This is a genomic window from Pseudomonas sp. RIT-PI-S, assembly GCF_025642975.1.
In the GTDB taxonomy this organism is placed as follows: Bacteria; Pseudomonadota; Gammaproteobacteria; order Pseudomonadales; family Pseudomonadaceae; genus Aquipseudomonas.
Window position 1 is genome coordinate 174,114 of the sequence record NZ_JANZKJ010000002.1, and the last position, 24,725, is coordinate 198,838.

Annotated in this window: 20 protein-coding genes and 1 riboswitch; of the genes, 5 read left to right on the forward strand and 15 right to left on the reverse strand. The window is 64.6% G+C overall.

The window, feature by feature from the left end:
- Positions 1 to 9: 9 nt before the first annotated feature.
- Together betB and betA are read left to right on the forward strand one after the other, a co-directional pair.
- A complete protein-coding gene (gene betB, locus OGL93_RS04880) occupies positions 10 to 1,482 on the forward strand; it encodes a betaine-aldehyde dehydrogenase (RefSeq protein WP_263261254.1) in 1,473 nt (490 codons plus the stop codon).
- A 24-nt stretch (positions 1,483 to 1,506) separates the two neighbouring features.
- On the forward strand, positions 1,507 to 3,219 hold the full coding sequence (gene betA / locus OGL93_RS04885; protein WP_263261255.1) for a choline dehydrogenase: 1,713 nt from the start codon (positions 1,507 to 1,509) through the stop codon (positions 3,217 to 3,219).
- A gap of 158 nt (positions 3,220 to 3,377) precedes the next feature.
- Here betA and serB read toward each other — a convergent pair whose 3' ends face one another.
- Positions 3,378 to 4,589: a phosphoserine phosphatase SerB gene (serB, locus tag OGL93_RS04890; protein WP_263261256.1), complete on the reverse strand. Its 1,212-nt coding sequence runs from the start codon at positions 4,587 to 4,589 to the stop codon at positions 3,378 to 3,380.
- A 122-nt stretch (positions 4,590 to 4,711) separates the two neighbouring features.
- Here serB and OGL93_RS04895 point away from each other — a divergent pair, with 122 nt between their 5' ends.
- Positions 4,712 to 6,205, forward strand: coding sequence for a histidine kinase (locus OGL93_RS04895; protein ID WP_263261257.1), 1,494 nt, complete (start codon positions 4,712 to 4,714; stop codon positions 6,203 to 6,205).
- 178 nt (positions 6,206 to 6,383) lie between these two features.
- Here the strand turns inward: OGL93_RS04895 and OGL93_RS04900 are convergent, their stop codons facing one another.
- From OGL93_RS04900 to OGL93_RS04940, 9 genes are all read right to left on the reverse strand, one after another.
- Positions 6,384 to 7,091, reverse strand: a complete 708-nt coding sequence (locus tag OGL93_RS04900) for a PqiC family protein (RefSeq protein WP_263261258.1) — start codon at positions 7,089 to 7,091, stop codon at positions 6,384 to 6,386.
- 162 nt (positions 7,092 to 7,253) lie between these two features.
- Complete coding sequence (gene parC / locus OGL93_RS04905) at positions 7,254 to 9,512, reverse strand: DNA topoisomerase IV subunit A (RefSeq protein ID WP_263261259.1); 2,259 nt, start codon at positions 9,510 to 9,512, stop codon at positions 7,254 to 7,256.
- Positions 9,513 to 9,519: 7 nt separating this feature from the next.
- Entirely contained in the window at positions 9,520 to 10,056 is a 537-nt protein-coding gene (locus OGL93_RS04910) for a TIGR02281 family clan AA aspartic protease (protein WP_263261260.1), read from the reverse strand.
- Entirely contained in the window at positions 10,053 to 11,039 is a 987-nt protein-coding gene (locus OGL93_RS04915) for an esterase-like activity of phytase family protein (RefSeq protein ID WP_263261496.1), read from the reverse strand. Before OGL93_RS04915 ends, OGL93_RS04910 begins: the two co-directional genes overlap by 4 nt.
- Positions 11,039 to 12,943, reverse strand: coding sequence for a DNA topoisomerase IV subunit B (gene parE, locus OGL93_RS04920; protein ID WP_263261261.1), 1,905 nt, complete (start codon positions 12,941 to 12,943; stop codon positions 11,039 to 11,041). Before parE ends, OGL93_RS04915 begins: the two co-directional genes overlap by 1 nt.
- Positions 12,944 to 12,972: 29 nt before the next feature.
- Positions 12,973 to 13,581, reverse strand: coding sequence for a YqiA/YcfP family alpha/beta fold hydrolase (locus OGL93_RS04925; protein ID WP_263261262.1), 609 nt, complete (start codon positions 13,579 to 13,581; stop codon positions 12,973 to 12,975).
- A 50-nt stretch (positions 13,582 to 13,631) separates the two neighbouring features.
- Complete coding sequence (gene cpdA / locus OGL93_RS04930; RefSeq protein ID WP_263261263.1) at positions 13,632 to 14,444, reverse strand: 3',5'-cyclic-AMP phosphodiesterase; 813 nt, start codon at positions 14,442 to 14,444, stop codon at positions 13,632 to 13,634.
- Between the two features lie 75 nt (positions 14,445 to 14,519).
- Positions 14,520 to 14,972: a DUF1249 domain-containing protein gene (locus OGL93_RS04935; protein ID WP_263261264.1), complete on the reverse strand. Its 453-nt coding sequence runs from the start codon at positions 14,970 to 14,972 to the stop codon at positions 14,520 to 14,522.
- On the reverse strand, positions 14,963 to 15,580 hold the full coding sequence (locus OGL93_RS04940; protein ID WP_263261265.1) for an NUDIX domain-containing protein: 618 nt from the start codon (positions 15,578 to 15,580) through the stop codon (positions 14,963 to 14,965). The genes OGL93_RS04935 and OGL93_RS04940 overlap by 10 nt, the downstream gene beginning before the upstream one ends.
- 135 nt (positions 15,581 to 15,715) lie before the next feature.
- Here OGL93_RS04940 and OGL93_RS04945 point away from each other — a divergent pair, with 135 nt between their 5' ends.
- Positions 15,716 to 16,462 (forward strand): RsiV family protein, encoded by a 747-nt coding sequence (locus tag OGL93_RS04945; RefSeq protein ID WP_263261266.1) that lies wholly within the window; start codon positions 15,716 to 15,718, stop codon positions 16,460 to 16,462.
- On the opposite strand, the gene cytX is transcribed toward OGL93_RS04945, so the two are convergent.
- Positions 16,419 to 17,726, reverse strand: coding sequence for a putative hydroxymethylpyrimidine transporter CytX (gene cytX / locus OGL93_RS04950; RefSeq protein ID WP_263261498.1), 1,308 nt, complete (start codon positions 17,724 to 17,726; stop codon positions 16,419 to 16,421). The genes OGL93_RS04945 and cytX overlap by 44 nt on opposite strands.
- Positions 17,727 to 17,862: 136 nt before the next feature.
- Positions 17,863 to 19,749 (reverse strand): phosphomethylpyrimidine synthase ThiC, encoded by a 1,887-nt coding sequence (gene thiC, locus OGL93_RS04955; protein ID WP_263261267.1) that lies wholly within the window; start codon positions 19,747 to 19,749, stop codon positions 17,863 to 17,865.
- Positions 19,750 to 19,884: 135 nt separating this feature from the next.
- Positions 19,885 to 19,991: riboswitch (TPP riboswitch) on the reverse strand.
- Between the two features lie 144 nt (positions 19,992 to 20,135).
- On the opposite strand from thiC, the gene OGL93_RS04960 reads away from it, so the two are divergent.
- Positions 20,136 to 21,572 (forward strand): TolC family outer membrane protein, encoded by a 1,437-nt coding sequence (locus OGL93_RS04960; RefSeq protein WP_263261268.1) that lies wholly within the window; start codon positions 20,136 to 20,138, stop codon positions 21,570 to 21,572.
- A gap of 22 nt (positions 21,573 to 21,594) precedes the next feature.
- Here the strand turns inward: OGL93_RS04960 and waaA are convergent, their stop codons facing one another.
- The 3 genes from waaA to OGL93_RS04975 all read right to left on the reverse strand — a co-directional run bounded on the left by waaA (position 21,595) and on the right by OGL93_RS04975 (position 24,721).
- Positions 21,595 to 22,905 carry a lipid IV(A) 3-deoxy-D-manno-octulosonic acid transferase gene (gene waaA / locus OGL93_RS04965; protein ID WP_263261269.1) on the reverse strand — a complete coding sequence of 437 codons (1,311 nt, stop codon included), beginning with the start codon at positions 22,903 to 22,905 and terminating at the stop codon, positions 21,595 to 21,597.
- 129 nt (positions 22,906 to 23,034) lie between these two features.
- Positions 23,035 to 23,790, reverse strand: a complete 756-nt coding sequence (gene dhbA, locus OGL93_RS04970; RefSeq protein ID WP_263261270.1) for a 2,3-dihydro-2,3-dihydroxybenzoate dehydrogenase — start codon at positions 23,788 to 23,790, stop codon at positions 23,035 to 23,037.
- 55 nt (positions 23,791 to 23,845) lie between these two features.
- Positions 23,846 to 24,721, reverse strand: a complete 876-nt coding sequence (locus OGL93_RS04975) for an isochorismatase family protein (protein ID WP_263261271.1) — start codon at positions 24,719 to 24,721, stop codon at positions 23,846 to 23,848.
- Positions 24,722 to 24,725 lie beyond the last annotated feature (4 nt).

The following is a 24,725-nucleotide window of genomic DNA, read 5'->3' on the forward strand; positions in this document are numbered from 1 at the left end:
AGGAATGCTATGGCCCGTTTTGGCTTGCAAAAACTCTACATCGACGGCGGCTATGTCAGCGCCAGCGGTGACGGCGTGTTCGACGCCATCAACCCCGCCACCGGTGAAGTGCTGGCGCAGGTTCAGCGCGCCACCCAGGCCGACGTGGAAAAAGCCGTCGCCAGCGCGGAAAAAGGCCAGAAGGTCTGGGCGGCGATGACCGCCATGGAACGCTCGCGCATCCTGCGCCGCGCGGTGGACCTGCTGCGCGAGCGCAATGACGAACTGGCCCGGCTGGAAACGCTCGACACCGGCAAGGCGTACTCGGAAACCCGCTACGTCGACATCGTCACCGGTGCCGACGTGCTGGAGTACTACGCAGGCCTGGTGCCGGCCATCGAAGGGGAACAGATTCCCCTGCGCGACACCTCGTTCGTGTATACCCGCCGCGAGCCGCTCGGGGTGACCGCGGGCATCGGCGCCTGGAACTACCCGATCCAGATCGCCCTATGGAAATGCGCCCCGGCCCTCGCCGCCGGCAACGCGATGATCTTCAAGCCTAGCGAAGTGACCTCGCTGACCACGCTGAAGCTGGCGGAGATCTTCACCGAAGCGGGCCTGCCCGCCGGCGTATTCAACGTACTCACCGGCAGCGGCCGCGAGGTCGGCACCTGGCTGACCGAGCATCCGCGCATTGAAAAAGTGTCCTTCACCGGCGGCACGGACACGGGCAAAAAAGTCATGGCCAGCGCCTCCAGCTCCTCGCTCAAGGAAGTGACCATGGAGTTGGGCGGCAAATCGCCCTTGATCGTCTGCGCCGACGCAGACCTGGACAAGGCCGCCGACATCGCCATGATGGCGAACTTCTACAGCTCCGGGCAGGTATGCACCAACGGCACTCGGGTGTTCGTACCGGCTGCGCGCAAAGCCGAATTCGAGGCCAAGGTGCTCGAGCGTGTGCAGCGCATCCGCGTGGGCGACCCGCTCGCGGAGGCCACCAACTTCGGCCCACTGGTGAGTTTTGCGCACATGGAGAACGTGCTGGGTTATATCGCCAAGGGCAAAGCCGAGGGCGCGCGCCTGCTCTGCGGCGGCGAGCGGCTGGTAGAAGGTGCACTGGCTCAAGGTGCCTACGTGGCGCCCACGGTGTTCACCGACTGCTCCGATGAAATGACCATCGTGCGCGAAGAGATCTTCGGCCCAGTGATGAGCATCCTCAGCTATGAGAGCGAAGACGAAGTGGTGCGTCGCGCCAACGCGACCGACTACGGCCTTGCCGCAGGCGTGGTGACCCCAGACCTGAACCGCGCGCACCGGCTCATCCACAAGCTGGAAGCAGGCATCTGCTGGATCAATGCCTGGGGCGAATCCCCGGCGCAAATGCCGGTCGGTGGTTACAAGCAGTCGGGCGTGGGCCGCGAAAACGGCATCAGCTCCCTGGCGCAATACACCCGGATCAAATCCGTGCAGGTGGAACTGGGCGACTACAGCTCGGTGTTTTGAGCCTGGCAGCAGAGAGGTTTAAACATGAAAGACTACGACTACATCATCATCGGCGCCGGCTCGGCCGGTAACGTGCTGGCGACCCGCCTCACCGAAGACGCCGGTGTGACCGTGCTGCTGCTCGAAGCCGGCGGCCCGGACTACCGTCTTGATTTTCGCACCCAGATGCCGGCGGCCCTGGCGTTCCCTCTGCAGGGGCGGCGCTATAACTGGGCCTACGAAACCGACCCCGAACCCCACATGAACAACCGCCGCATGGAATGCGGGCGCGGCAAGGGCCTGGGCGGCTCGTCGCTGATCAACGGCATGTGCTATATCCGCGGCAACGCGCTGGATTACGACGGCTGGGCCAAGCTGCCCGGCCTGGAGGGCTGGTCCTACCTGGATTGCCTGCCGTACTTCCGGAAAGCCGAAACCCGCGACATCGGCCCCAACGCCTACCATGGCGGTGACGGCCCGGTGAGCGTGACCACCCCCAAAGCGGGCAATAACCCCTTGTTTGCGGCGATGGTCGAGGCAGGCGTGCAAGCAGGCTACCCGCGCACCGAAGACCTCAACGGCTATCAGCAGGAAGGCTTCGGGCCGATGGACCGCACCGTGACCCCCAAGGGCCGGCGCGCCAGCACCGCCAGGGGCTACCTGGATCAAGCCCGGGCCCGCGGCAACCTGACCATCGTTACCCATGCCCTGACCGATCGCATTCTGTTCGACGGCAAGCGCGCCTCGGGCGTGGCCTACCTGCAAGGCGACAGCCACGCGCCGGTCGAGGCACGGGCCCGCAAGGAAGTGCTGCTGTGCGCCGGGGCCATTGCCTCGCCACAGATCCTCCAGCGCTCGGGCGTGGGCCCGGCCCAGTTGCTCGAGGCTTTGGATGTGCCGGTGGTGCACGACCTTCCCGGCGTAGGCGAAAACCTGCAGGACCACCTGGAGATGTACCTGCAATACGCCTGCACCCAGCCGGTGTCGCTCTACCCTTCGCTGTTGTGGTGGAACCAGCCGGCGATTGGCGCCGAATGGATGTTCAACGGCACCGGCATCGGCGCCAGCAACCAGTTCGAAGCCGGCGGGTTCATTCGTACCCGCGAGGAGTTCGCCTGGCCCAACATTCAGTATCACTTCTTGCCGGTGGCCATTAACTACAACGGCAGCAATGGGGTGAAGGAGCACGGCTTCCAGGCGCATGTGGGTTCGATGCGCTCGCCTAGCCGCGGGCGGGTGCAGATCAAGTCACGCGATCCACGTGAGCACCCGAGCATCCTGTTCAACTACATGGCCACCGAACAGGACTGGCAGGAGTTCCGCGATGGCATACGCCTGACCCGGGAGATCATGGCGCAGCCGGCGCTGGACCCATACCGGGGGCGGGAGATCTCGCCCGGGGCACACCTGCAAACCGACGAAGAGCTCGATGCGTTCATCCGTGAGCACGCCGAAACGGCCTTCCACCCGTCCTGCTCCTGCAAGATGGGCAGCGACGACATGGCCGTTGTGGATAACCAGGGGCGAGTACATGGCCTGGAAGGCCTGCGCGTCGTGGATGCGTCGATCATGCCGATCATCACCACCGGCAACCTCAACGCACCGACCATCATGATCGCCGAGAAGATCGCCGACCGGATTCGGGGCCACGAACCATTGCCGCGCAGCGATGCCAGCTACTACGTTGCCGGCGACACCCCAGTACGCGGCAAGCCGATGCGACATGTGCTGCCGGCCGTGGCGGGCAAGGTGGCGTAACCCTGCCCGGCCCCACAAGGTAGGGCCCACAGCAGAGCGCCCCTCCTCGTGTGAATACCCCTGTGGGGCCAGGCTAAGCCCGGGAACCTGGTGAGCCAATCCCAGGGCGCCAGGTTCGCTCCCGGGCTTTGCCCGGCCCCACAGGCATAGCGCCGGCGTTACAGCAGGCGCTCTTCTACGCCAAGCAGGTACAGCACCCCTTCCAGCCCCAAGGTGGAAATGGCATGTCGCGCCGAAGCCTTGACCAGCGGCTTGGCACGGAAGGCCACGCCCAGGCCGGCAATCCCCAGCATGGGCAGGTCGTTGGCACCGTCGCCCACCGCGATGGTTTGCTCGAGGCTCAGGCCCTCGCGGGCAGCCAGCTCACGCAACAGCTCGGCCTTGCGCTGGGCATCGACGATCGGCTCCACCGCTACGCCCGTGCATTTGCCGTCCTCGACCTGCAGTTCGTTGGCAAACACATAGTCAATCCCCAGCCGTGCCTGCACCTGCTTGGCGAAGTAAGTGAAGCCGCCGGAGAGAATCGCCGTCTTGTAGCCCAGGCGCTTGAGCCCGGCGAACAACTCTTCGGCACCGTCGGTCAGGCGCAGGGCGGCCCCGATCTCGTCGAGCACGCTGACATCCAGGCCCTTGAGCAGCGCCATGCGCTCCTTGAAGCTGGCGCGGAAATCCAGCTCGCCGCGCATGGCTCGCTCGGTGATTTCCGATACGCGCTCGCCTACCCCAGCCGCCTTGGCCAGCTCGTCGATGACTTCGGCCTGGATCAATGTCGAATCCATGTCGAACACCGCCAGGCGGCGGTGGCGGCGGTAGAGATCGTCCAGTTGCAAGGCGATATCCACGTCCAGTTCGCGGGCTGCCTCTAGTAGCTCGGCGCGCAACGCTTGCGGGTCCACCGGAGCGCCTTGCAGGCGAATGTCCACGCAACCGTGCGGAACGTGGGCGGGGTTGCCATCCAGCCTAACGGGCGCCGACAGGCGGTCAATACGTTCAACTTCCAAGCCGTACCCACTGGCGATGCTGCTTACCCGGTGCAATTGCGCGGCCGTCAGGCCATGGGTCAGCAGGCTGAGCAGGTAGCGTGGCGTGGCCTGGGCATGGGCCCAGCCTTCGTAGGCCTGTCGATCCAGGCGCTGCACGTCGCCCTGGACCCCCAGGTGCTCGCAGGCCTGCACCAGCCGCTCAGCCAGCGACTCGGCCGAGCTACCGGCCGCCGGCTCTACCAGCGCGGTAAGCGTCAGCGCGCCATGGGCCACCGCCTGGGCGATGTCCAACAGGCTCGCGCCGCCCTCGGCCAGCGCCTCGACCAGCGCGGCACTCAGCCCCGGCCGGTCACGGCCGGTGATGTTGATCAGGACGAATTCGCGCAAGGCCCACCTCGGTATTGGCAAAAAAAGCGCATTCTAACCAGTTTCCATGCGCGGCGGCGCTTTGAACCCCAAGGGGCCCTCGCTATACTGCGCAGCACTTCCAGCCTCAAGAGCCGAGCGCAGTGAACCGGCCCACGCCTGTCAAAAACGATAACTTCTTTCTGCTGATCTTTCGGGCCCTGCGTCATCGCCGCGTACCGATCGCACTGCGCATTGCCACCCACAACGTGATTCTGGTCGCCGTGGCGCTGGTGATCTACGCGTGCGTCATGGGGCTGCAGTTCAAGCAAGCCATGCACGAGCAAGCCGACGCGCTGGGGCAGAGCCTGACCACCCAGACCGCCGTTTCGGCCACCGAGCTGCTGGTGTCCAATGACATCCTCAGCCTCAACGTGCTGCTCAACAACCTGGTGAAGAACCCGCTGGTGGCCCACGCGGCCATCTTCAGCGGGGATAACCGCGTGATCGCCGAGGCCGGGCAAAAGCCCAAGCCGGGGCTGATGACCATGTCTGGCGGGGTATACGAAACCCGTCTGGCGTTCCAGGACGTGACCACCGGCACGCTGCGGGTCAGCCTGAACATGGAGCAGTTCCAACAGCCGATGACCATTAGCCTGCAGAGCATGGGCATTCTCAGCGCCATACTGCTGGCCTTGGCCTTGGCGTTCAGCCTGCGTATCGGCCGTCACCTCACCACGCCCTTGCTGCAACTGCGGGTGTGGCTGAGGGATATCACCCCCTATACCCCCGCCACCGATCGCCAGGATGAAATCGGCGACGTGGCTCGCGACCTTCACGCCAAATACGCTCCGGAGCCACCGCCCGAGCCTGAGCCGGAAGAAGAGCCCGAGGCGGCACCGGCACCGGCCTTCGCCCCGTTCACCGGCGCTGCCGGCGCGCCTGCCAAGCCTGCCCCGGCTGGCCGGCGCGTGCTGGCCGACGAAGACGAAGAAGATGACGATGCCTTCGCTGACCTGGGTGACCTTTCGGTGCCAGGCCCGGCCGAAGCGGCCGCCGCCCCTGCCGCGCCCGCCGTGCCGCAACACAGTGCCGTGCTGGCCGTCCAATTGGGCTCGCAAGAGCAATTGCGCCGCCTGCCCCGGGCTCGCCTGCTGGAGCTGCTCGAGCGCTACAGGGAATGCCTGGCCCAAGCCGCCTCGCTGTACCAGGGCCATGTGAATACGCTTACCGATGGCAGCAGCCTGGTGCTGTTCCACAGCAACGACGGCGGCGATGACTACCTGACCAACGCCATTTGCTGTGGCGAGCTGTTGCGTGCGTTGGGCCACGAATTACAGATCGAGGTCGCCGACAGCGGCATCACTTTGCAACTGCAATTGGGCCTAGCGCTGGCGGACGAGCTATACGGCATGGACCAATCCGAGCTGCTGGCCACGGAACCCGCGCGAGCGGCGTTGGCGCTGTCGCAGCACAGCCGCAACCTGCTGTTGGTGGAGCGCAAGGTCAATGAGGATGCACTGGTTCGCCAGCGCGCGCGCATCCGCTCGATCGCCAGCCCGGAGGGCGCGTCTTGCGTCGAGCGGCTGCTGGAACCGTACCCTTCGCTGCTCGAACGTCAACTGGCGCGGATGGCGGATCGCCGGGTGAAGGGCTAGGCCCTTTCACAGGCTTGCCCGTTACACGCCAAAGCCGTAGCAACCGGGCTTGCCCGCGATCAGGCGCAGCTCCGCGTAACGCCTGCCGCCGGCAAGCCGCGCGGCTACGAGTCGGGGCTCGCGGGCAACCATAAAATCTCCTACGGGAGGTTGAAGCCTGCGAGCTGAAGTTGTCGGATCAGAACCGAAACACTTCCATACCCGTCCGCACCGGCGTTGCCAGTGGGATCTTCTGTTTTTCCGGCTCGTCTTTCTTTACCTGGGTGCTGCTGGCCTTGCGTGGCTCTTCCGCCAGCGCGGGTTGGCCAGCGAGCGGCTTGACCGCGGCACTCAGCTGTTCGGCCAGGCGTTGCAGCAGTACCCCCTGGGCCTGGACCTGCGCAGCGGTGTCGCCAGCATGTTTTTCTTCCAGGTGGACCAGGCGGCTGTCGCGAACCTGACCGCGCCGGTCCAGCACCCGCCATTGGGCGTCCAGCACCGCGGGCTGGGCGCCACCCGAATCCAGGCGGGTGATCGACAGCAATACCTGCACGTCTGGGGTGAAGTTAGCCGTGGTCGGCGCCAGTACCACGCGCTGGGTGTCCAGGCGCCATGCCAGCTGCCGCAGCAGCAACTGGTCGATGTCTGCGGTCAGGCTACCGGCCCAACGCCCGTCGGTGGCGGCAGTCAGGCTGCCGTCCTTCTGCCGCTGCAGGAGGGTTTCACGTTGCAGATAGTCGGCAACCGACACCGGCCCCAGCAAAACCGACATGCCGCTGGTTTGCTTGGGTTGGCCCGGGTTGCCGCTGTCGAGTTGATACAAGGCCACCGGCTGATGAACGCTGCAGCCGGCAAGGCCGAGCACACCGGTCAGGAGAACAGCGAAAGGTAGGCGCAGAAAATTCATGATTCCGTCCAGGCGGCCTGGCTTGGCCGGGCCGCAGTGATACCGATACCAAAGGGCGCCGATCGAGCAGGCGCCAGTGGGGACATATCATCCGTGAATACCGCGCCGGACTCCAGCCTCCAGTGCTCGCTTGTCTGAAAACGACCACCGGCGCCTGGCGAATCAGACGGAGGGTTCGACCAGCAATGCATCCACGCGCTGGAAGCCGCGCGGGAGCTTGTTGCCGCGCCGGCCGCGCTCGCCCTTGTAGTGCTCCAGGTCGTCGGCCTTGAGTGACAGCGTGCGCTTGCCGGCCTGGAGCACAAGGGTCGCACCATCGCTGACAACCGCAAGGTCCGTCACATACTCCTCACGACTGGCGACCCGATCACCCGGCACGCCGATGATCTTGTTGCCCTTGCCCTTGCCCAGCTGTGGCAAGTCCGCCACCTTGAACACCAGCAAGCGCCCTTCCGTGGTGACCGCCGCGACCCACTGCCGCTCACGATCGGCCAGCGGCCGCGGAGCCATTACCCGCGCACCGTTGGGCAGGCTGAGCAGGGCCTTACCGGCCTTGTTCTTGGCTTGCAGGTCTTCCCCCTTCACCACGAAGCCGTAGCCGGCGTCCGAGGCAATCACATAAAGGGCATCGTCGTCAGGCAGCAGCAGGCACTCGAATTGCGCGCCAGGGGGCGGCGTCAGGCGGCCAGTCAGTGGCTCACCCTGGCCACGGGCCGACGGTAGGCTATGCGCAGGCAGCGAATAGCTGCGCCCGGTGGAATCGATGAACACCGCGTATTGGTTCGAGCGGCCCGGCGCGGCGGCCTTGAAACCGTCACCGGCTTTGTAGGACAGCGCCGTGGCGTCGATGTCATGGCCTTTGGCGCAGCGCACCCAGCCCTTCTCCGACAGCACCACCGTGACCGGCTCGGTAGGCATCAGCTCGTTTTCCGACAGGGCGCGGGCTTCGGCGCGCTCGACGATCGGCGAGCGTCGCGCGTCGCCGTAAGTCTTGGCGTCGGCCAGCAGTTCACTGCGCACCAGCTTCTTCAGCTTGCTTTCGCTCGCCAGCAGCGCGAGGAGTTTTTCGCGCTCTTCGGCCAAGGCGTTCTGCTCGTCGCGGATTTTCATTTCTTCGAGGCGCGCCAACTGGCGCAGGCGCGTGTCGAGGATGTAGTCGGCCTGAATCTCCGACAGCGCGAAGCGCTCGATCAACTTGGCCTTGGGATGGTCCTCGGTGCGGATGATCTCGATCACTTCGTCGAGGTTAAGGAAGGCCACCAGCAAGCCTTCAAGCAGATGCAAGCGGCGCTCGACCTTGTCCAGGCGGAACTGCAAACGGCGGCGCACCGTACGCACGCGGAACTCCAGCCACTCTTGCAGCAGGGTGCGCAGGTTCTTCAGCTGTGGCCTGCCGTCCAGGCCAATGATGTTCATGTTGACCCGGTAGGTGGTTTCCAGGTCGGTGGTCGCGAACAGGTGTTGCATCAGCTCGCCGGCGTCCACACGGTTCGAGCGCGGGATGATCACGATGCGGCAAGGGTTTTCGTGGTCCGACTCATCGCGCAGGTCTGCCACCATCGGCAGCTTTTTCGCCTGCATCTGCGCGGCGATCTGTTCCAGCACCTTGGCGCCGGAGACCTGGTGTGGCAGCGCGGTAACGACCACGTCGCCGTCCTCCACCCGGTAAACCGCGCGCATGCGCACCGAGCCCTTGCCGTTTTCGTACATCTTCAGCAATTCATGCCGCGGCGTGACGATCTCGGCCTCGGTAGGGTAGTCCGGCCCTGGTAGGTGCTCGCAGAGCTGCTCGATGCTCGCGCCTGGCTCGTCGAGCAGGCGCACACAGGCCGTGGCGACTTCGCGCAGGTTATGCGGTGGCACATCCGTGGCCATGCCCACGGCGATGCCGGTGGTGCCGTTGAGCAGGATATTGGGCAAGCGCGCCGGGAGCACCGCGGGTTCGTCCAGGGTGCCGTCGAAGTTCGGCACCCAGTCTGCCGTGCCCTGCCCCAGCTCACTGAGCAGCACCTCGGAATAGCGCGACAGCCGCGCCTCGGTATAGCGCATGGCGGCGAAGGACTTAGGATCGTCCGGCGCGCCCCAGTTACCCTGGCCGTCGATCAGCGTGTAGCGATAGCTGAAGGGCTGCGCCATCAACACCATGGCTTCGTAACAGGCCGAGTCTCCGTGGGGATGGAACTTGCCGAGCACGTCACCCACCGTTCGGGCGGATTTCTTATGCTTGGAGTCGGCATCCAGGCCCAGCTCGCTCATGGCATAGACGATGCGACGCTGCACTGGCTTGAGGCCGTCGCCGATATGCGGCAGCGCGCGGTCCATGATCACGTACATGGAATAGTTGAGGTAGGCCTGTTCGGTGAAGTCAGCCAGGGACCGGCGCTCTACGCCCTCCAGGCTGAGATCGGTGGATTCGCTCATGCAAGCCTCATCGGTTGGTGTTCTGGCGCAACAGCATGTTGCCGTCGCGCAGGGTGAATTCAAGACGTTTCAAGGCACTCATGCCTAGGAGTATCTGCTCGCCCGGCAACCCCGGCACTACCACGGCGCTGACTTGCGACAGGCGAATATCGCCCAGTTCCAGGCTGGCGAGCCGCGTGCGGTAGCCCTGGGCGGCGCCATTGGCAGTGTTGAGCATCACCGGGGCGCCTTTTTCCAGGCTCAGCTGGCTCGCCACATCTGCGGGGATCGAGACTTCGGTGGCACCGGTGTCGAGCATAAAGCTCACCGCCTGACCATTGACCCGGCCATCGGCCACGAAATGCCCCTGGCGGTTGCCCTGCAGGCGGACCTCCACGAAACCCGCGCCATGGGTAGAGCTCAGCTCGCGGTTGGGGTTTTCCTGACGCTGCTCCCACTCCCCGAAGAACCGTGAGGCCAGGAACAGCCCGGCAACCCAGGCCAGCGCCAGCAGCCACCGGCCCGCCTGGCGGCCGGGCGGTGAACTCGAGGGGGGCGAGCTCATGGTGCCGCCTCCCAGCCGCCCGGCGGCGCGGCGAAGCGCCAGACGACCGGGCGACGCTCGCCATCGGCACGGGCCCAATCGTTGTTGTCCGTGCCAATCCACGCGCCCGTGTCATCCAGGGCCAACGCTTCGGTCAGCCCATAGGGCTTGTCATAGCGTCTCGATGGTTGCAGCCCCGCCTCGGCGAATGACCAGCAGCGTTCCACGGCGGCGGTCGTCGGGTCACGGCGGCATACCTTGTAGGCATTGCGCTCGAGGGTGAACAACTTGCCCTTGAAATAGGTGAGGTCGGAAAAATCCTTGGCGTAGCTCAGGCCGATGCGCATTGGAACGGGCACCTCCTCCGAGCCGCCTTCGCTGAGTAGCACGCAGGGGCCGTTACAGTCCCAACTGTCCGCGCGACGCTGCACTGCCAGAAGGCCGCGCTGCTCTCGTTCGGCGGCCAGCCACAAGCGCTGGGCCTCGGGGTCGATTGCCAGCCCTTCGAACAAGGCGTTGAAATGATGCAGCAGGCCGTTTTCCCGAGCCTCGGCAACCAATCGCATCGGCAGCGGCAACCATTGCGCCCCGCTTGGGCTGATGCGCAGTACGCTGGCCTTGGCTTCGCTGACCAGGTAGATCCGTTGCTGGGCATCGCAGGCGATGCCTTCGAAATCCAGGCTGCCGCCGCGCACCAGGCCGGCAGCGGCAGCACGGGCGACCAGGCTCCAGGGCAGGCCAACGTCAGGCGCGGGCGGGGCCTCGAAGGTCAGCGCACGGCTTTGCCACACCCCCCCGGTGCGGTCCATCCGGTACACCTGGTCGTCGTCCCGGTCAGAGACTGCCCACAGCTCACCGGCGCATAGCGCCAGCCCCGAGAGGTTGCCGCCGCGCATGCCTTCGACCGGGTATTCACCCTCCAAGGGAAGCTCGGGGACTTGAGCCGAGCCTTGAGCGAAGGCGACATTTGCGAGCAACAGCCACGCCGCGAGCGCGGCACGGATCAACTAAGCACCTCGGCAAGGTTGCCTTTGGCCTCGAGCCAACTTTTGCGGTCACCGGCGCGCTTCTTGGCCAATAGCATGTCCATCATTTCACTGGTTTGAGCGAAGTCGTCCAGCGTGAGCTGCACCAGCCGGCGTGTGTTCGGGTCCATGGTGGTTTCGCGCAGCTGCGGCGGGTTCATCTCGCCCAGCCCCTTGAAGCGGGTGACCTGCGGCTTGCCGCGTTTCTTCTCGGCCACCAGGCGGTCAAGAATGCCGTCCCGCTCGGCTTCGTCCAGGGCGTAGTAGATCTCCTTGCCAAGGTCGATGCGGTACAACGGCGGCATCGCCACATAAACGTGACCGGCGTCGACCAGCGGGCGGAAGTGCTGAACGAACAGCGCGCACAGCAGGGTGGCGATGTGCAAGCCGTCCGAGTCGGCGTCAGCGAGGATGCAGATCTTGCCGTAGCGCAGCTGGCTCATGTCGCTGGCGCCGGGGTCTACCCCAATGGCCACGGCAATGTTGTGCACCTCTTGGCTGGCCAGCACTTCGTTGCCGTCCACTTCCCACGTGTTCAGGATTTTCCCGCGCAGCGGGAGGATCGCCTGGAATTCTTTGTCGCGCGCCTGCTTGGCCGAGCCGCCGGCGGAATCGCCTTCCACCAGGAACAGCTCGGCGCGGGCGGGGTCCTGCCCGGCGCAGTCGGCCAGCTTGCCCGGCAACGCCGGGCCTTGGGTGATGCGCTTGCGCTCCACCTTCTTGCTCGCCTTCAGGCGGCGGCCGGCGTTACTGATCGCCAGCTCCGCCAACTGCAGGCCCAACTCCGGATGGGCATTGAGCCACAGGCTGAAGGCATCCTTGACCACCCCAGACACGAAGGCCGCGGCTTCGCGCGATGACAGCCGCTCCTTGGTCTGCCCGGAGAATTGCGCATCCTGCATTTTCATCGAGAGCACGAAGGCGATCCGCTCCCACACGTCTTCGGGGGCAAGCTTGAGCCCACGGGGGAGCAGGTTGCGGAACTCGCAGAATTCGCGCATGGCGTCGAGCAGCCCCTGGCGCAGCCCATTCACGTGAGTGCCACCCTGGGCGGTAGGAATCAGGTTGACGTAGCTTTCCTGAACGCTGTCGCCGCCGTCGGGAAGCCACAGCAGGGCCCAGTCCACCGCTTCCTTGTTGCCGGCGAGGCTGCCGCAGAAGGGTTCCACCGGCAGGCGCTGGAATTCGCTGACCGCGTCGGCGAGGTAGGAGCGGAGGCCGTCTTCGTAGTGCCACTCGGTTTTCTCGCCGCTGGCTTTGTCTTCGAAGGTGACCGACAAGCCGGGGCACAGCACAGCCTTGGCCTTGAGCACATGCTTGAGGCGGCTGATGGAGAATTTGGGGGAATCGAAATACTTAGGGTCCGGCGCGAAGTACACGCTGGTGCCGGTGTTGCGCTTGCCGACGCTGCCGATGACCTTCAGCTCGCTGGCCTTGAAGCCGTCGGCGAAGGTCATTTCATATTCCTGGCCGTCGCGCTTGACCCGCACCCGCACCAGGGTCGAGAGAGCGTTCACCACGGAAATGCCTACGCCGTGCAGGCCGCCGGAGAATTGGTAGTTCTTGTTGGAGAACTTGCCGCCGGCATGCAGCTTGGTGAGGATCAGCTCCACCCCGGGTACGCCCTCCTCTGGGTGGATGTCCACCGGCATGCCGCGGCCGTCGTCGATCACTTCGAGCGAATGGTCCGCGTGCAGGATCACTTGGATCGCACTGGCATGGCCAGCCAGGGCTTCGTCGACGCTGTTGTCGATGACTTCCTGGGCAAGATGGTTGGGCCGCTGGGTGTCGGTGTACATGCCCGGGCGTTTACGCACCGGGTCGAGGCCCGAGAGGACTTCGATGGCGTCGGCGTTATAGGAGCTAGCGCTGGGAGTGGCCATGGGTTCTCTTCGTCAATCGTTATAAAAAGTCACAGGGCGCCGAGGTCGATCAGGGCGCAGCGAGCAGGCGCTACGCCGGCCAGTTTCAGCAGCTCGGGTATACGCTCGGCGAAACCTTGATAGCTGTGGTCGCCGCCTTGGCGTACTTCAACCCTGCAGCCCTGGTAGAACGCTTCGGCATGGCGATAGTCGAGGGTTTCATCCGCCGTTTGCAGCCACACCTGAATGCGCTCGCCAGCTTGTGGCGGTGCCACTTCAAGGTCGGCCAGCGCCTGCACATGGCCCTCGGTGAGCTGCCACTCTTCCTGGGTATAGAGGTTTCGTTGCACGCCAAGGTGGCCGTCGAACAGCCGGTGCGGGTTGACCGCCGGGTTGATGAGCACCGCTCGCAGCCCATGCCGCTGTGCCAGGTGGGTCGCATAGTAGCCGCCAAGGGAGCTACCGACCAGCAGCGGTTCACCCAGGGTTACGATTGCCTCTTCCAATTGGGCCATCGCCTCGCGGGGATGGTGGTGCAGCGCAGGTATCCGCAGTTGGCCCGCCAGCCCTAGCTGGGCCGCTGCGTTGACCAGCTGCATGGCCTTGCGCGAATCAGGCGAGCTATTAAGCCCATGGATGTACAAGATAGAAGCGGTCATGCGGCCTCCTGCGGTTCGATCGGTCAGCGAGTGTATCCCAGGCGCGCTGGTCAATAACCGCTGCCGCCAAACTCCGCGGCGAATTCGAAACCGGGCACGCGGGAAATTCCAGTATCCAGCTGCCCGTTCGGGTTCAACCGCAGCCAGCGATATCCCGGTGCGATGCGATCCAGGGAGAAGTCCTCGCTCAGTGGCTTGAACTGCACGCAGGTCGACGGCGAAGCCAGCAACCGCACGCCGTTGCGCTCGCGCTCCAATTGTTGATGGATATGCCCCCACAGCACCGCCCGCACTTGCGGGTAACGGTCTATCACGGCCAGGAAGGCCTCGGCGTTACGCAAGCCGATCGGCTCCATCCATTTGCAGTCGATAGACACTGGGTGATGGTGCAGGCACACCAGGTGATGGCGATCAGGCGCCCCCTGGAGCGAGGCCTCGAGCGTTTGCAGCTGGTCTTCAGCGAGCCAGCCGGGCACCGACCCGGACACGGAAGAGTCCAGCATAGTGATGCGCCAGTTGCCGATATCCACCACTTGGCGCATCAGCTCGCTACCGCCGTAGTGCTCCGCCATGACCGCGGCTTCGTCGTGGTTGCCTGCCATCCAATGGTGCGGCGCGTCGATGCAGGCCGTCATCTCGCGGAACCGCTCATAGGACGCCAGGGTACCGTCCTGGGACAGGTCGCCCGTGGCGATCATCAGGTCCACGGTGGGCTGCTCGGCCATCACCCGCTCCACCACCTGGCGCAAGCTGTCTGCGGTGTTCATGCCCAGCAAGGTGCCGTCGGCTTCGGCAAAAAGATGGCTGTCGGTCAGTTGCAATAACAGGACCGACGATTCACGAGTGCTATGGCGGTTCGGCAAGGCCGTCTCCCGGTACGGATACAGCGAGGATTATGGTGCGGTCGGGAGGAAAAAGGTAGGCGCCGCCGGCTCGCGCTACCTTACATGCTCATACTCATGCCCACAGGCCAGGCAATGACTCAACCACTCACCCAGGAAGAGATTGAGCTGAGCTTTTTCGTCGGGCTGGTGCATGGCGGCGTTGGGGTAAGGGTAAATGCCACGGAAGCGCCGCGCGTGTTGCGCACCGATCACCTCGGCCATGCGCGCGTCGTGGTAAACCTGCACCTCCATGCGCGGCACCGGCAGCCAGGGCAGGCTGTGCTTCTGGCTGACGCTCAGGGTGGTGGTGTAAGGGCTGGCCTGGATCACCTCGATGCTCAACACACCGAGCATCTGGTCACCCTGGGTCATGCCAATCTGGCGCGAACGCTGTTCGCCACGCATGCCGGGCAGCAGCCGCATCAGGCGTGCGTAGTTGGCCTCGCACGCCGCTTGCAGCGCGGCGAGGTCGACCCGGTAGCGTTCGCGCAACAGATTCACTTCCACAACCCCCTGACTTCTTCGCGGTTCAGTGCCAACCATTGAATGGCGATCAGCGCGGCCGCGTTGATGATCCTGCCATCGCGCACGGCCTGCAGTGCATCCTCGAATGCCCAGACCCGCACGCGGATGTCCTCGCCCTCGTCTTCCAGGCCGTGCAGCCCCCCGGCTCCTTCACTGCTGCAGCGGCCCAGGTACAAATGAACGTATTCATCGCTGCCGCCCGGCGAAGGGAAGTACTTGGTTATCGGCCACAGCGCCTGGAATTCGAGCCCAGCTTCCTCCTCTGCCTCGCGGTGCGCAACCGCTTCGGGCGTTTCGTCCTTGTCGATCAGACCAGCAACCATTTCGATCAACCAAGGGTTGGCCACCTTGTTCATGGCACCCACGCGAAACTGCTCGATCAACACCACTTCGTCTCGCTGCGGGTCGTAAGGCAATACGCAAACCGCGTCGTGGCGCACGAACAACTCGCGGCTGATTTCCTTGCCCAGGCCACCGCCGAACAGCTCGTGTCGCAGGAATAGCTTGTCGACCTTGTAGAAGCCGGTGAAGCAGTTTTCGCGCCGGGTGATTTCCACTTTCGTCGGCACCGAATGGTTAGCGTCTGTCATACGAATCCTCTTAATCCATTATCAGGGTTGCATATCCTGCAACCCGCGTGCCCGATTCCGAGCGCCCATAGCCTATGGCGAACTCGTCGCTGCGTTTATAGTCCAACCCCGACGTTATCACCGCCAAGGAATTCCATGTCACGTCTGAAAATTTCAGCCCTGGCGCTCATTGCGTTGAGTCTTGGCGCCTGCCAGAGCCTTTTTCAACCCGGCTACGACAAACCGCTCAAGACCGAACGCGAAGCCTGGGAACACATCAAGCCCGGTTGCACCCGCGACGACTGCCCCTTGGTCAACCTGGACACCGTGCACTTCCCCGATGAGCCGGTGCTGGACACCTTGGTACAGCACCGGCTGCTTGAGATGACCCGGGACAACCCGGACGTCGCCCCGGCGCCCACCTTGCAAGCCTATCAGGAGCAGTTCCTGAGCGCGGCCCAAGCGAACAACTCCACGTACCTTCAAGCGAAAGTAAGGGAACAGCATGACGGGCTGGTGATCGTGGAACTGTCCAGTTATCTGGACACCGGCGGCGCCCATGGCATGCCGGGCCGGGGTTTCATTACGTGGTCACGCCAGCAGCACAAGGCGCTGAACCTGGCCGACATGGTCGTGCCAGGCCAGGAGGCCACCTTCTGGATGGCCGCCCAGGAAGCTCACCGGGGCTGGCTGATAGCCTCGAAACTGGACCAGGACGCCGAATTCGTCAAGAACTGGCCGTTCCAGCGCACCGAGAATATTGCCCTGGCGTCCGATGCAGTCGTGCTCAAATACAATGTATATAGCATCGCGCCGTACGCCATGGGGCACATCGAGCTGAAGATTCCTTACGCCCGGCTCAACGGCGTGATCCGGCCGGAACTTCGGCCGGGGCGCGGTTGAGCAGCCGGGCCAGGGAAAGGTGCAGCAGCCCTGCGGCGACCAGTGACGGCAGGGTCGCGCCGAGGTCTGGCCAATAGGTCGCCAATGCCTGGTACAGCCCGATACCGGTGAGCCAGGCGACCAGCGCGCTACCCCGCCAGCCTGGGTTGACGCTCACCGCCCGGCGTTGGCGCAGCAGGTAATGGTCCACCAGCACTACGCCGAACAGCGGCGCAAACACCGAGCCAATCAAGAGAAGGAAGTTCTGGTATTGCGCTAGCGGAGCGAAGGCGGCGATCAGCGTGCACAGCAGCCCTACCAGCCCGGCCAGATGCTCGACCTTGAACCGAACCAGCAAGCCCACGGAAACCGCGGCGGAATGAATATCGGCGAAGGCGTTTTCCGATTCATCCAGCAGAATCAGCAGCAACGGAACGCCCATGCCCGCGCCCGCCAGTGCCATTAGCAAGGCGTTGGCTTCTCCGCCCGGGGCAAAGGCCAGTGTGTAGGCCACGCCCAGGCTCATCAGCCACACGTTACCTAGCAGAAAGCCCAGGGCGGTCCCTCTGAACACCTTGCCCGGCGCACGGCCGAAGCGCGAATAATCGGCAATCAGCGGCAACCAGGACAGCGGCATGGCAATCGCGATGTCGAAACCCGCGGCGAACGCCAGCGAGCCATCCCCGGCACGCGTCCATAGGGCGCCCAGGTCGGCCCGGGCAAACAGATTCCAGGTCAGCCAGGCACAGGCCGCCAGCAACAGCCAGATCCCCCATTTGCGCAGCACTCGGCGCACGAACGTCAGGGGGCCGCTGACCGCCAGCAGGGTCGCCAGCACGCCGAAGGCGACTGTCCAGGCCAAAGGGCTGGCCCAGGCGCTGCCCTCGCCCCAGCGTGTGGCGGCCAGGAGGCTGGCGGCGTCGCGCATCACGATCAGCTCGAACGCACCCCAGCCCACCAACTGCAACAGGTTGAGCAAGGCCGGCAAGGCCGCGCCATGCCGGCCGAGGCTGGTTTTGAGCGAAGCCATGGCCGAAAGGCCGGTGTCGGCGCCGATAACCGCGGCCCCAGCGAGCAGCAGCACGCCCACCAAGGTGCCGAGCACGATCGCTAGCACGCCGTGGGCCAGGCCGAGGCCCGGGGCCAGCAAGGCGCCGGTTTGCAGCACCATCAGGCCCACGCCCAGGGAGAACCATAGGCTGAACAGGTCTCGGGCGCCGAGGACGCGGCGCTCATGGGCGACGGGAAGGTCAGGTGAGTATTGGGTCAATTTCGTCGAACTCAGGATGAAGTATTAGGTAAAGGGTTGTAGCAGCGCGGCTGCTGGCGACCGGGCATGACTCGGTAGTAGAGCCCGCCGCGGCCAAGGCCTGCTGCTACGGGAAAATACATCCCCCGCGTAGCAGCACGCCGGCCCGCAATTACAACTTGTGGTACAGCTGGCTACCCTCGGCCCTGAACCGTTTAGCCTGCTGGCGCATGCCCTCGTCCGCGCTGACGTCCACGCTGGGGATCTGGCTGGCGGCGTATTCACGCACTTCCTGGGTGATTTTCATCGAGCAGAACTTCGGCCCGCACATGGAGCAAAAATGCGCAACCTTGGCAGACTCTTTCGGCAAGGTTTCGTCATGGAAGGCTCGGGCGGTGTCTGGGTCCAGGCCAAGGTTGAACTGGTCTTGCCAGCGGAACTCGAAACGCGCCTTGGACAAGGCGTTGTCGCGGATCTGCGCCCCGGGATGGCCCTTTGCGAGGTCAGCGGCATGCGCGGCGATCTTGTAGGTGATGATCCCGGTTTTCACGTCATCTTTGTTGGGCAGGCCAAGGTGTTCTTTGGGCGTGACGTAACAGAGCATGGCGCAGCCGAACCAGCCGATCATCGCCGCGCCGATGCCGGAGGTGATGTGGTCATAGCCGGGTGCGATATCGGTGGTCAGCGGGCCAAGGGTATAGAACGGCGCTTCGTCGCAACATTCGAGCTGCTTGTCCATGTTCTCCTTGATCAACTGCATGGGCACGTGGCCCGGGCCTTCGATCATGCACTGCACGTCGTGCTTCCAGGCGATCTTGGTCAGTTCGCCAAGGGTCTCCAGCTCGCCGAACTGCGCTTCGTCGTTGGCATCGGCGATAGAACCAGGGCGCAGGCCGTCGCCGAGCGAGAAGCTCACGTCATAGGCCTTCATGATTTCGCAAATCTCTTCGAAGTGCGTGTAAAGGAAGTTCTCCTGGTGATGCGCCAGGCACCACTTGGCCATGATCGAGCCGCCGCGGCTGACAATGCCGGTCACCCGTTTGGCGGTCAGTGGCACGTAGCGCAGCAGCACGCCGGCATGGATGGTGAAGTAGTCCACGCCCTGTTCGGCCTGCTCGATCAAGGTGTCGCGGAACAGCTCCCAGGTCAGGTCCTCGGCCACGCCACCGACCTTCTCCAGCGCCTGGTAGATCGGTACGGTGCCAATCGGCACGGGGGAATTGCGAATGATCCACTCACGGGTCTCGTGGATATGCTTGCCGGTGGACAGGTCCATCACCGTGTCCGAGCCCCAGCGGATGCCCCAGGTAAGCTTGGCCACTTCTTCTTCGATGGACGAACCCAGGGCACTGTTGCCGATGTTGCCGTTGATCTTCACCAGGAAGTTACGCCCAATGATCATGGGCTCCAGCTCGGTGTGGTTGATGTTGGCCGGAATGATCGCCCGGCCACGGGCTACCTCCTCGCGCACGAACTCCGGGGTGATTTCCCCAGGAATGCTCGCGCCGAAGCTATGCCCGCGGTGCTGGTGAGCCAACAGCCCAGCGGCACGCGCTTCCTGCACCTTCATGTTCTCGCGGATGGCCACGTATTCCATTTCCGCGGTGACGATCCCCTGGCGGGCATAGTGCATCTGGCTGACGTTCGCGCCGGCCTTGGCCCGACGCGGGTTGCGCAGGTGAGCGAAGCGCAGCGCGGCCAGGGCCGGGTCGTCCAGGCGTTGCTGGCCGAAGTGCGAGCTGAGCCCGGGCAGGCGCTCGGTATCGCCACGGCTGTCGATCCAGCCCGAGCGCACATCAGCGAGCCCCGTACGCACATCGATCCGCGCGGTGGGGTCGGTGTAGGGGCCGGAGGTGTCATACACCAACACCGGCGGGTTGATCTCGCCGCCGAAGTCGGTAGGGGTGACGTCGAGGCTGATTTCCCGCATGGGCACGCGGATGTCCGGGCGCGAGCCCGACACATAGACCTTGCGCGACCGAGGGAAGGGTTGCACGGACTGCTGGTCGACCTGAGCCGACTCGCTGAGGTGGGGCTTGGTGCCTTGTTGTTCGCTCATACAGGTTCTCCAGCCAGGCAAAAAAGGGCGTCGGAGCGAACCTGAAAACGGAAAAACCCTATGGCAGCGGAGCTGTGCCGGAGCGGGGCCGTTTAGCAAACGACATCCCGGACCGAGCACAAGAGGACTCGCCGGGAAGCGAGAAATCTTGTTCCCTACGCAGGCATCAACCTGATCAGGTTCAACGGGATCCGGAATTATCCGATCTCAGCCCCTCGCTTGGGGCACCCCGACAAGAACGGGGCAGAGTCTAGCCACATGCGGCTGGTAACGCCAACTTCCCTGGATAATACTTGCCTGCCAGCGGTCCGAAGCCTGGCACTTGAGGCAGCGCCAAGCCACACAGGGTAAGCTGCAGCGGCAGAATTTATTACAAGGGATTGTCTATGCCCCACGCTTTATGGGTCGCCATTGCTGCAACCAGCCTGCTGGCCGCCGGTGCCCAGGCGGCCCCCGCCCCGCTGACCAGCCAGACCGACCTGATGAGCGTTTATCAGCAAGCGGTCGAGAACAACGCCGACCTGGCGGCGTCGCGTGCGGATTTCGCCGCCCGCCAAGAAGCGGTGCCGCAGGCCCGAGCGGGGCTGTTGCCCAACCTTTCCGCCGGCGCCGACGTCAATGACACCCGCCAGGCGCTGGACAAGCCCGCGATGACCGCCAGCCGCAGCGGCACGTCCTACCGGGCTACGCTGAGCCAGCCGATCTTCCGCGCCGACCGCTGGTTCCAGCTCAAGGCCGCGCAAGCCAGCGACGAGCAAGCGGGGCTGGAGCTTTCCGCCACCGAGCAGAACCTGATTCTGCAAACCGCCGAGCGGTACTTCGCCGTATTGCGCGCCCAGGATGGGCTGGCGACGGCGCGTGCCGAGGAGAATGCCTTCCGCCGCCAGCTGGATCAATCCAACGAGCGCTTCAACGTGGGCCTGACGGACAAGACCGACACGCTTCAATCCCAAGCCAGCTACGACACCGCCCGGGCCAACCGCAGCACTGCCGAGCGCCAGGTGGCTGATGCCTTCGAGGCGCTGGTCACGCTGACCAACCGGGAGTACAACGCGCTCCAGGGTGTGGTCCACAGCCTGCCGGTGCTACCGCCGCTGCCCAACGATGCTCGTGCCTGGGTCGATACCGCGTCGCAGCAAAACCTGCAGCTGCTGGCTAGCAACTTCGCCGTGGATGCCGCCGAGCAGACCCTGCGCCAACGCAAGGCCGGGCATGCGCCCACGCTGGATGCCATCGCTCAATACGAGAAAGGCGACAACGACAACTTCGAGCTGAGCAACCCCTCCTCCCGCGATGGCCTGGTGTATGGCAGCGACGTGGAGCGGCGAACCATCGGCCTGCGCCTTGAGATCCCGCTGTACAGCGGCGGCCTTACCAGCTCGCAGGTGCGTGAGGCTTACCAACGCTTCAGCCAGAGCGAGTATCGCCGCGAGGGGCTGCGCCGGCAGGTGGTGGAAAACACCCGCAACCTGCACCGGGCAGTGAACACCGACGTGGAGCTGGTACAGGCGCGCAAGCAGTCGATCATCTCTAATCAGAGCGCGGTAGAAGCCACGGAAATCGGCTATCAAGTGGGCACGCGCAATATCGTCGATGTACTCGACGCCCAGCGCCAGCTGTACGCCTCGGTGCGCGACTACAACAACAGCCGCTACGACTACATCCTCGACAACCTGCGCCTCAAGCAAGCTGCCGGCACCCTCAGCCCGCAGGACTTGCAAGACCTGGGGCAATACCTCAACCCCAGCTACAACCCCGACAAGGATTTCCTGCCCCCGGACCTGGAGCAACAGGCCAAGGCACTGCTCAAGCCGAACCGGTAGGCGCCAGGGGAGATTCGCGAGGTTAGCGCGTTCCTGTAGGAACGGGCGAAGCCCGCGAACCCTGCGCGCTTAATGGGGCCAACGCTTCCAGCAGACGCTCCAGGGCACCCTGGTTGGCCCGCATCACCACCAGCCCCGCCTCGCCCATGCGCTGGGCGGCCTGGGGCAGTTCGATCAGGTTGCGCACGGCATCGGCCAGGCCGCTGGCGTCATCGATGACGCTCAGTGCCTTGGCATCGCGCAAGCGCTCGGCGATGTCCTGGAAATTGAACAGGTGCGGCCCGCTCAGCACCGGCTTGCTCAAGGCAGCGGGCTCGAGCAGGTTATGGCCGCCGCTGGGCACCAAGCTGCCCCCCACGAAGCAGATGTCCGCCAGGGCATAGAGGAACAGCAGCTCGCCCATGGTATCGCCCAACAGAACCTGGGTATCGACACTGACATCGTCGGTTGAACGCCTGGCCATGACGAAGCCCGCCTGCTCGACCGCACTGCCCACCGGCCCGAAGCGCTCGGGATGGCGCGGTACCAGTATCAGCAGGGCATCGCTGTGGCTGCGCAACAGTTCCCGGTGCGCCGCCAGAATGATTTCGTCCTCTCCCTGATGGGTGCTGGCGGCGATCCATACGGGGCGCTGGCTAGCCTGCCAGTGTTCGCGCAGGCTGTGGGCGCGCGCTGCCAGGGCGGGGTCTGGGTTCAGGTCGAATTTGATCGAGCCGGTGACGGTAATCGTGCTCGGCCGCGCGCCCAGGTCACGGAAACGCTGGGCCTCGGCTTCGGTTTGCACCGCCAGCAGGCTCATCTGCTCGAGCATGGGCGCGGTGAGCCCGGAGAAGCGCGCATAGCCCCGCGCGGAGCGGGCGGACAAACGGCCATTGGCCAGCGCCACCGGGATGCCACGGCGCGCGCATTGGTCCACGAGGTTAGGCCACAGCTCGGTTTCCATGATGATGCCCAGCCGCGGGCGTACATGGTCGAGGAAGCGCCCCATGGCCCATGGCAGGTCGTACGGCAGGTAACAGTGTTGCACTCGAGCATTGCCGGCGAACAACGCCTGGATGCGCTCCGAGCCGGTCGGCGTCATGCAGGTGAGAGTGATCGGCAGGTCCGGGTAACGCTCCAGCAGCTCGCGCACCAAAGGGGCGGCGGCGATGCTTTCGCCGACCGACACCGCATGCACCCAAAGGCCACCAGGGGCCATGGGCGGCAGTTGCCGGGCGAACCGCTCGCCAATGCGTTGCGCGTAGGCCGGTGCCTTGCGCGCACGCCACCACAAGCGCAGGGCGATCAGCGGCAAGGCCAGGTGAAACAATACGGTATAGAGGGGTCTGTTCATGGCGCGGCAGTGTACCGCATGGGAGATGAATGTGGAGCCGCCCGCCTCCCGGCCAGTGCCCGCCCCACAGATATCTACTCCCTATGCCCTGTGGGGCCGGCGCAGCCCGGGAGCTGCACCGCTGTCGACTCACGCCGCCAAGGTAGCCCCACCGTCCACCACGATGTCCTGCAGGGTGATGTGGCTGGCAAGGTCCGAAGCGAGAAACAGCACGGTGTTGGCGATTTCGTTCACCGTAGCGATCTTGCCCAGCGGAATGCCCAGCTTGTACTGCTCAGGCAGGCCCGCCACCAAACCCTGCAAGCGGTTGGCATCACCCACCATGGCGCGCAGCATCGGCGTGTCGGTAGACCCCGGTGACACCAGGTTGCAACGCACCCCATGGCCGGCCAGCTCCAGGCCGGCGCAGTTGTTCAAGGCCACCAGCGCCGCTTTCGAGGCGCAATAACCGGCCATCTGCAGGCGCGGCACATGGGCGGCATTGGAGGCGATACTGACGATAGCCCCGCTACGCTGCGCCTTGAACACCGGCACCAACTGGCGGAATAGCAGGAACGGGCCGGTCACGTTCACCGCCATGCAGGCGTTCCAATCCTCCAGGCTGAGCTCATCACTGTTGCCCAGGCGCAGAATGCCCGCGCCGTTGACCAGTACATCCAACCGGCGGCGCTCATTGAGCAACTGCTGGCACACCTGCTCGACCTGCTGCGGGTCGGTCACATCCATCACTACCGTGCGGAACGGGTAGTCAGCCTCGGGGAACTGCCGGTCCAGCCCAACCACTTCGGCACCAGCGGCTTGAAAGCGCATGGCGGTGTGCAGGCCAATGCCTTGGCCGGCCCCGGTGACCCACACGCGTTTACCGGAAAAATCCAGGGTATTCATTTGCAATTGGCTCCCGACGGCCCGGCGGCACTGCCAGGCCGTAGACAAATAACAGTCAAGCCGCGGCGTGGCGCTTGCTGGCGATGATGTTCAACCAGCCGTCGAGGGTCGGCTGGGCAGCGAGCTCGGCGAAGCTGACGTCTAGCCCCATGCCTTGCCAGGCGGACACCAAAGTCATCACCTGCACCGAATCCACGCCATAGTCCATCAGGTTGTCGGGCCCTTCGGGCAAGTCATCGTCGGCGTCCAGGTAGGGTTCGAGCTGGCTCAGCAGCCAGGCTTGGTCGAAACGCGGGGCAACAGCGCCGATCACCGCCTGGTAACCGAGCACGCTGCCGCAGCGGGTGGCCACGTAGCGCAGCGCCATACGGTGTTCTTCCTCGGAGAAGTCGCCCATGGCATCGCCGATGAAAAACGGCTGAATGTCGCGCATGAAGGCGTCCGTCGCGGTCACCATGCAACCGATGTGGGCATACACCCCGCAGATCAGCAACTGGTCGCGGCGCCACTCTTTCATCAGGTCTTCAAGGTGCGAACGCTGGAACGCGCTGTAGCGCCACTTCACCAGTACGGTGTCTTCGCGGGCCGGCGCCAGCGGGGCCACCACATCTTGCAAGGCGGGGTCCGCGGTGGTCAGGCCAGGGCCCCACATGTCGTTGAGCAGCGCACGGTCCTGGGGGCTTTGCTCGGTGGGCTGCGCGGTATAAACCACGGGAATGCCCTGAGCGTGGCACCAGTCGCGCACCTTGCCGATGCGCTCCACCAGTGCTTTCACCAACGGGCTGTCGTCACCATAGAAGGCGGTGAAGTACGCCTGCATATCGTGGATCAACAGCACCGCGCGGGACGGCTCCAGCGCCCAGTTCACCTTGTTCGCGGGAAAGCTGTCCGGCGTTGGCAGGGGGTAGGAAGCGAGTTTGGGAATAGCCATGAAA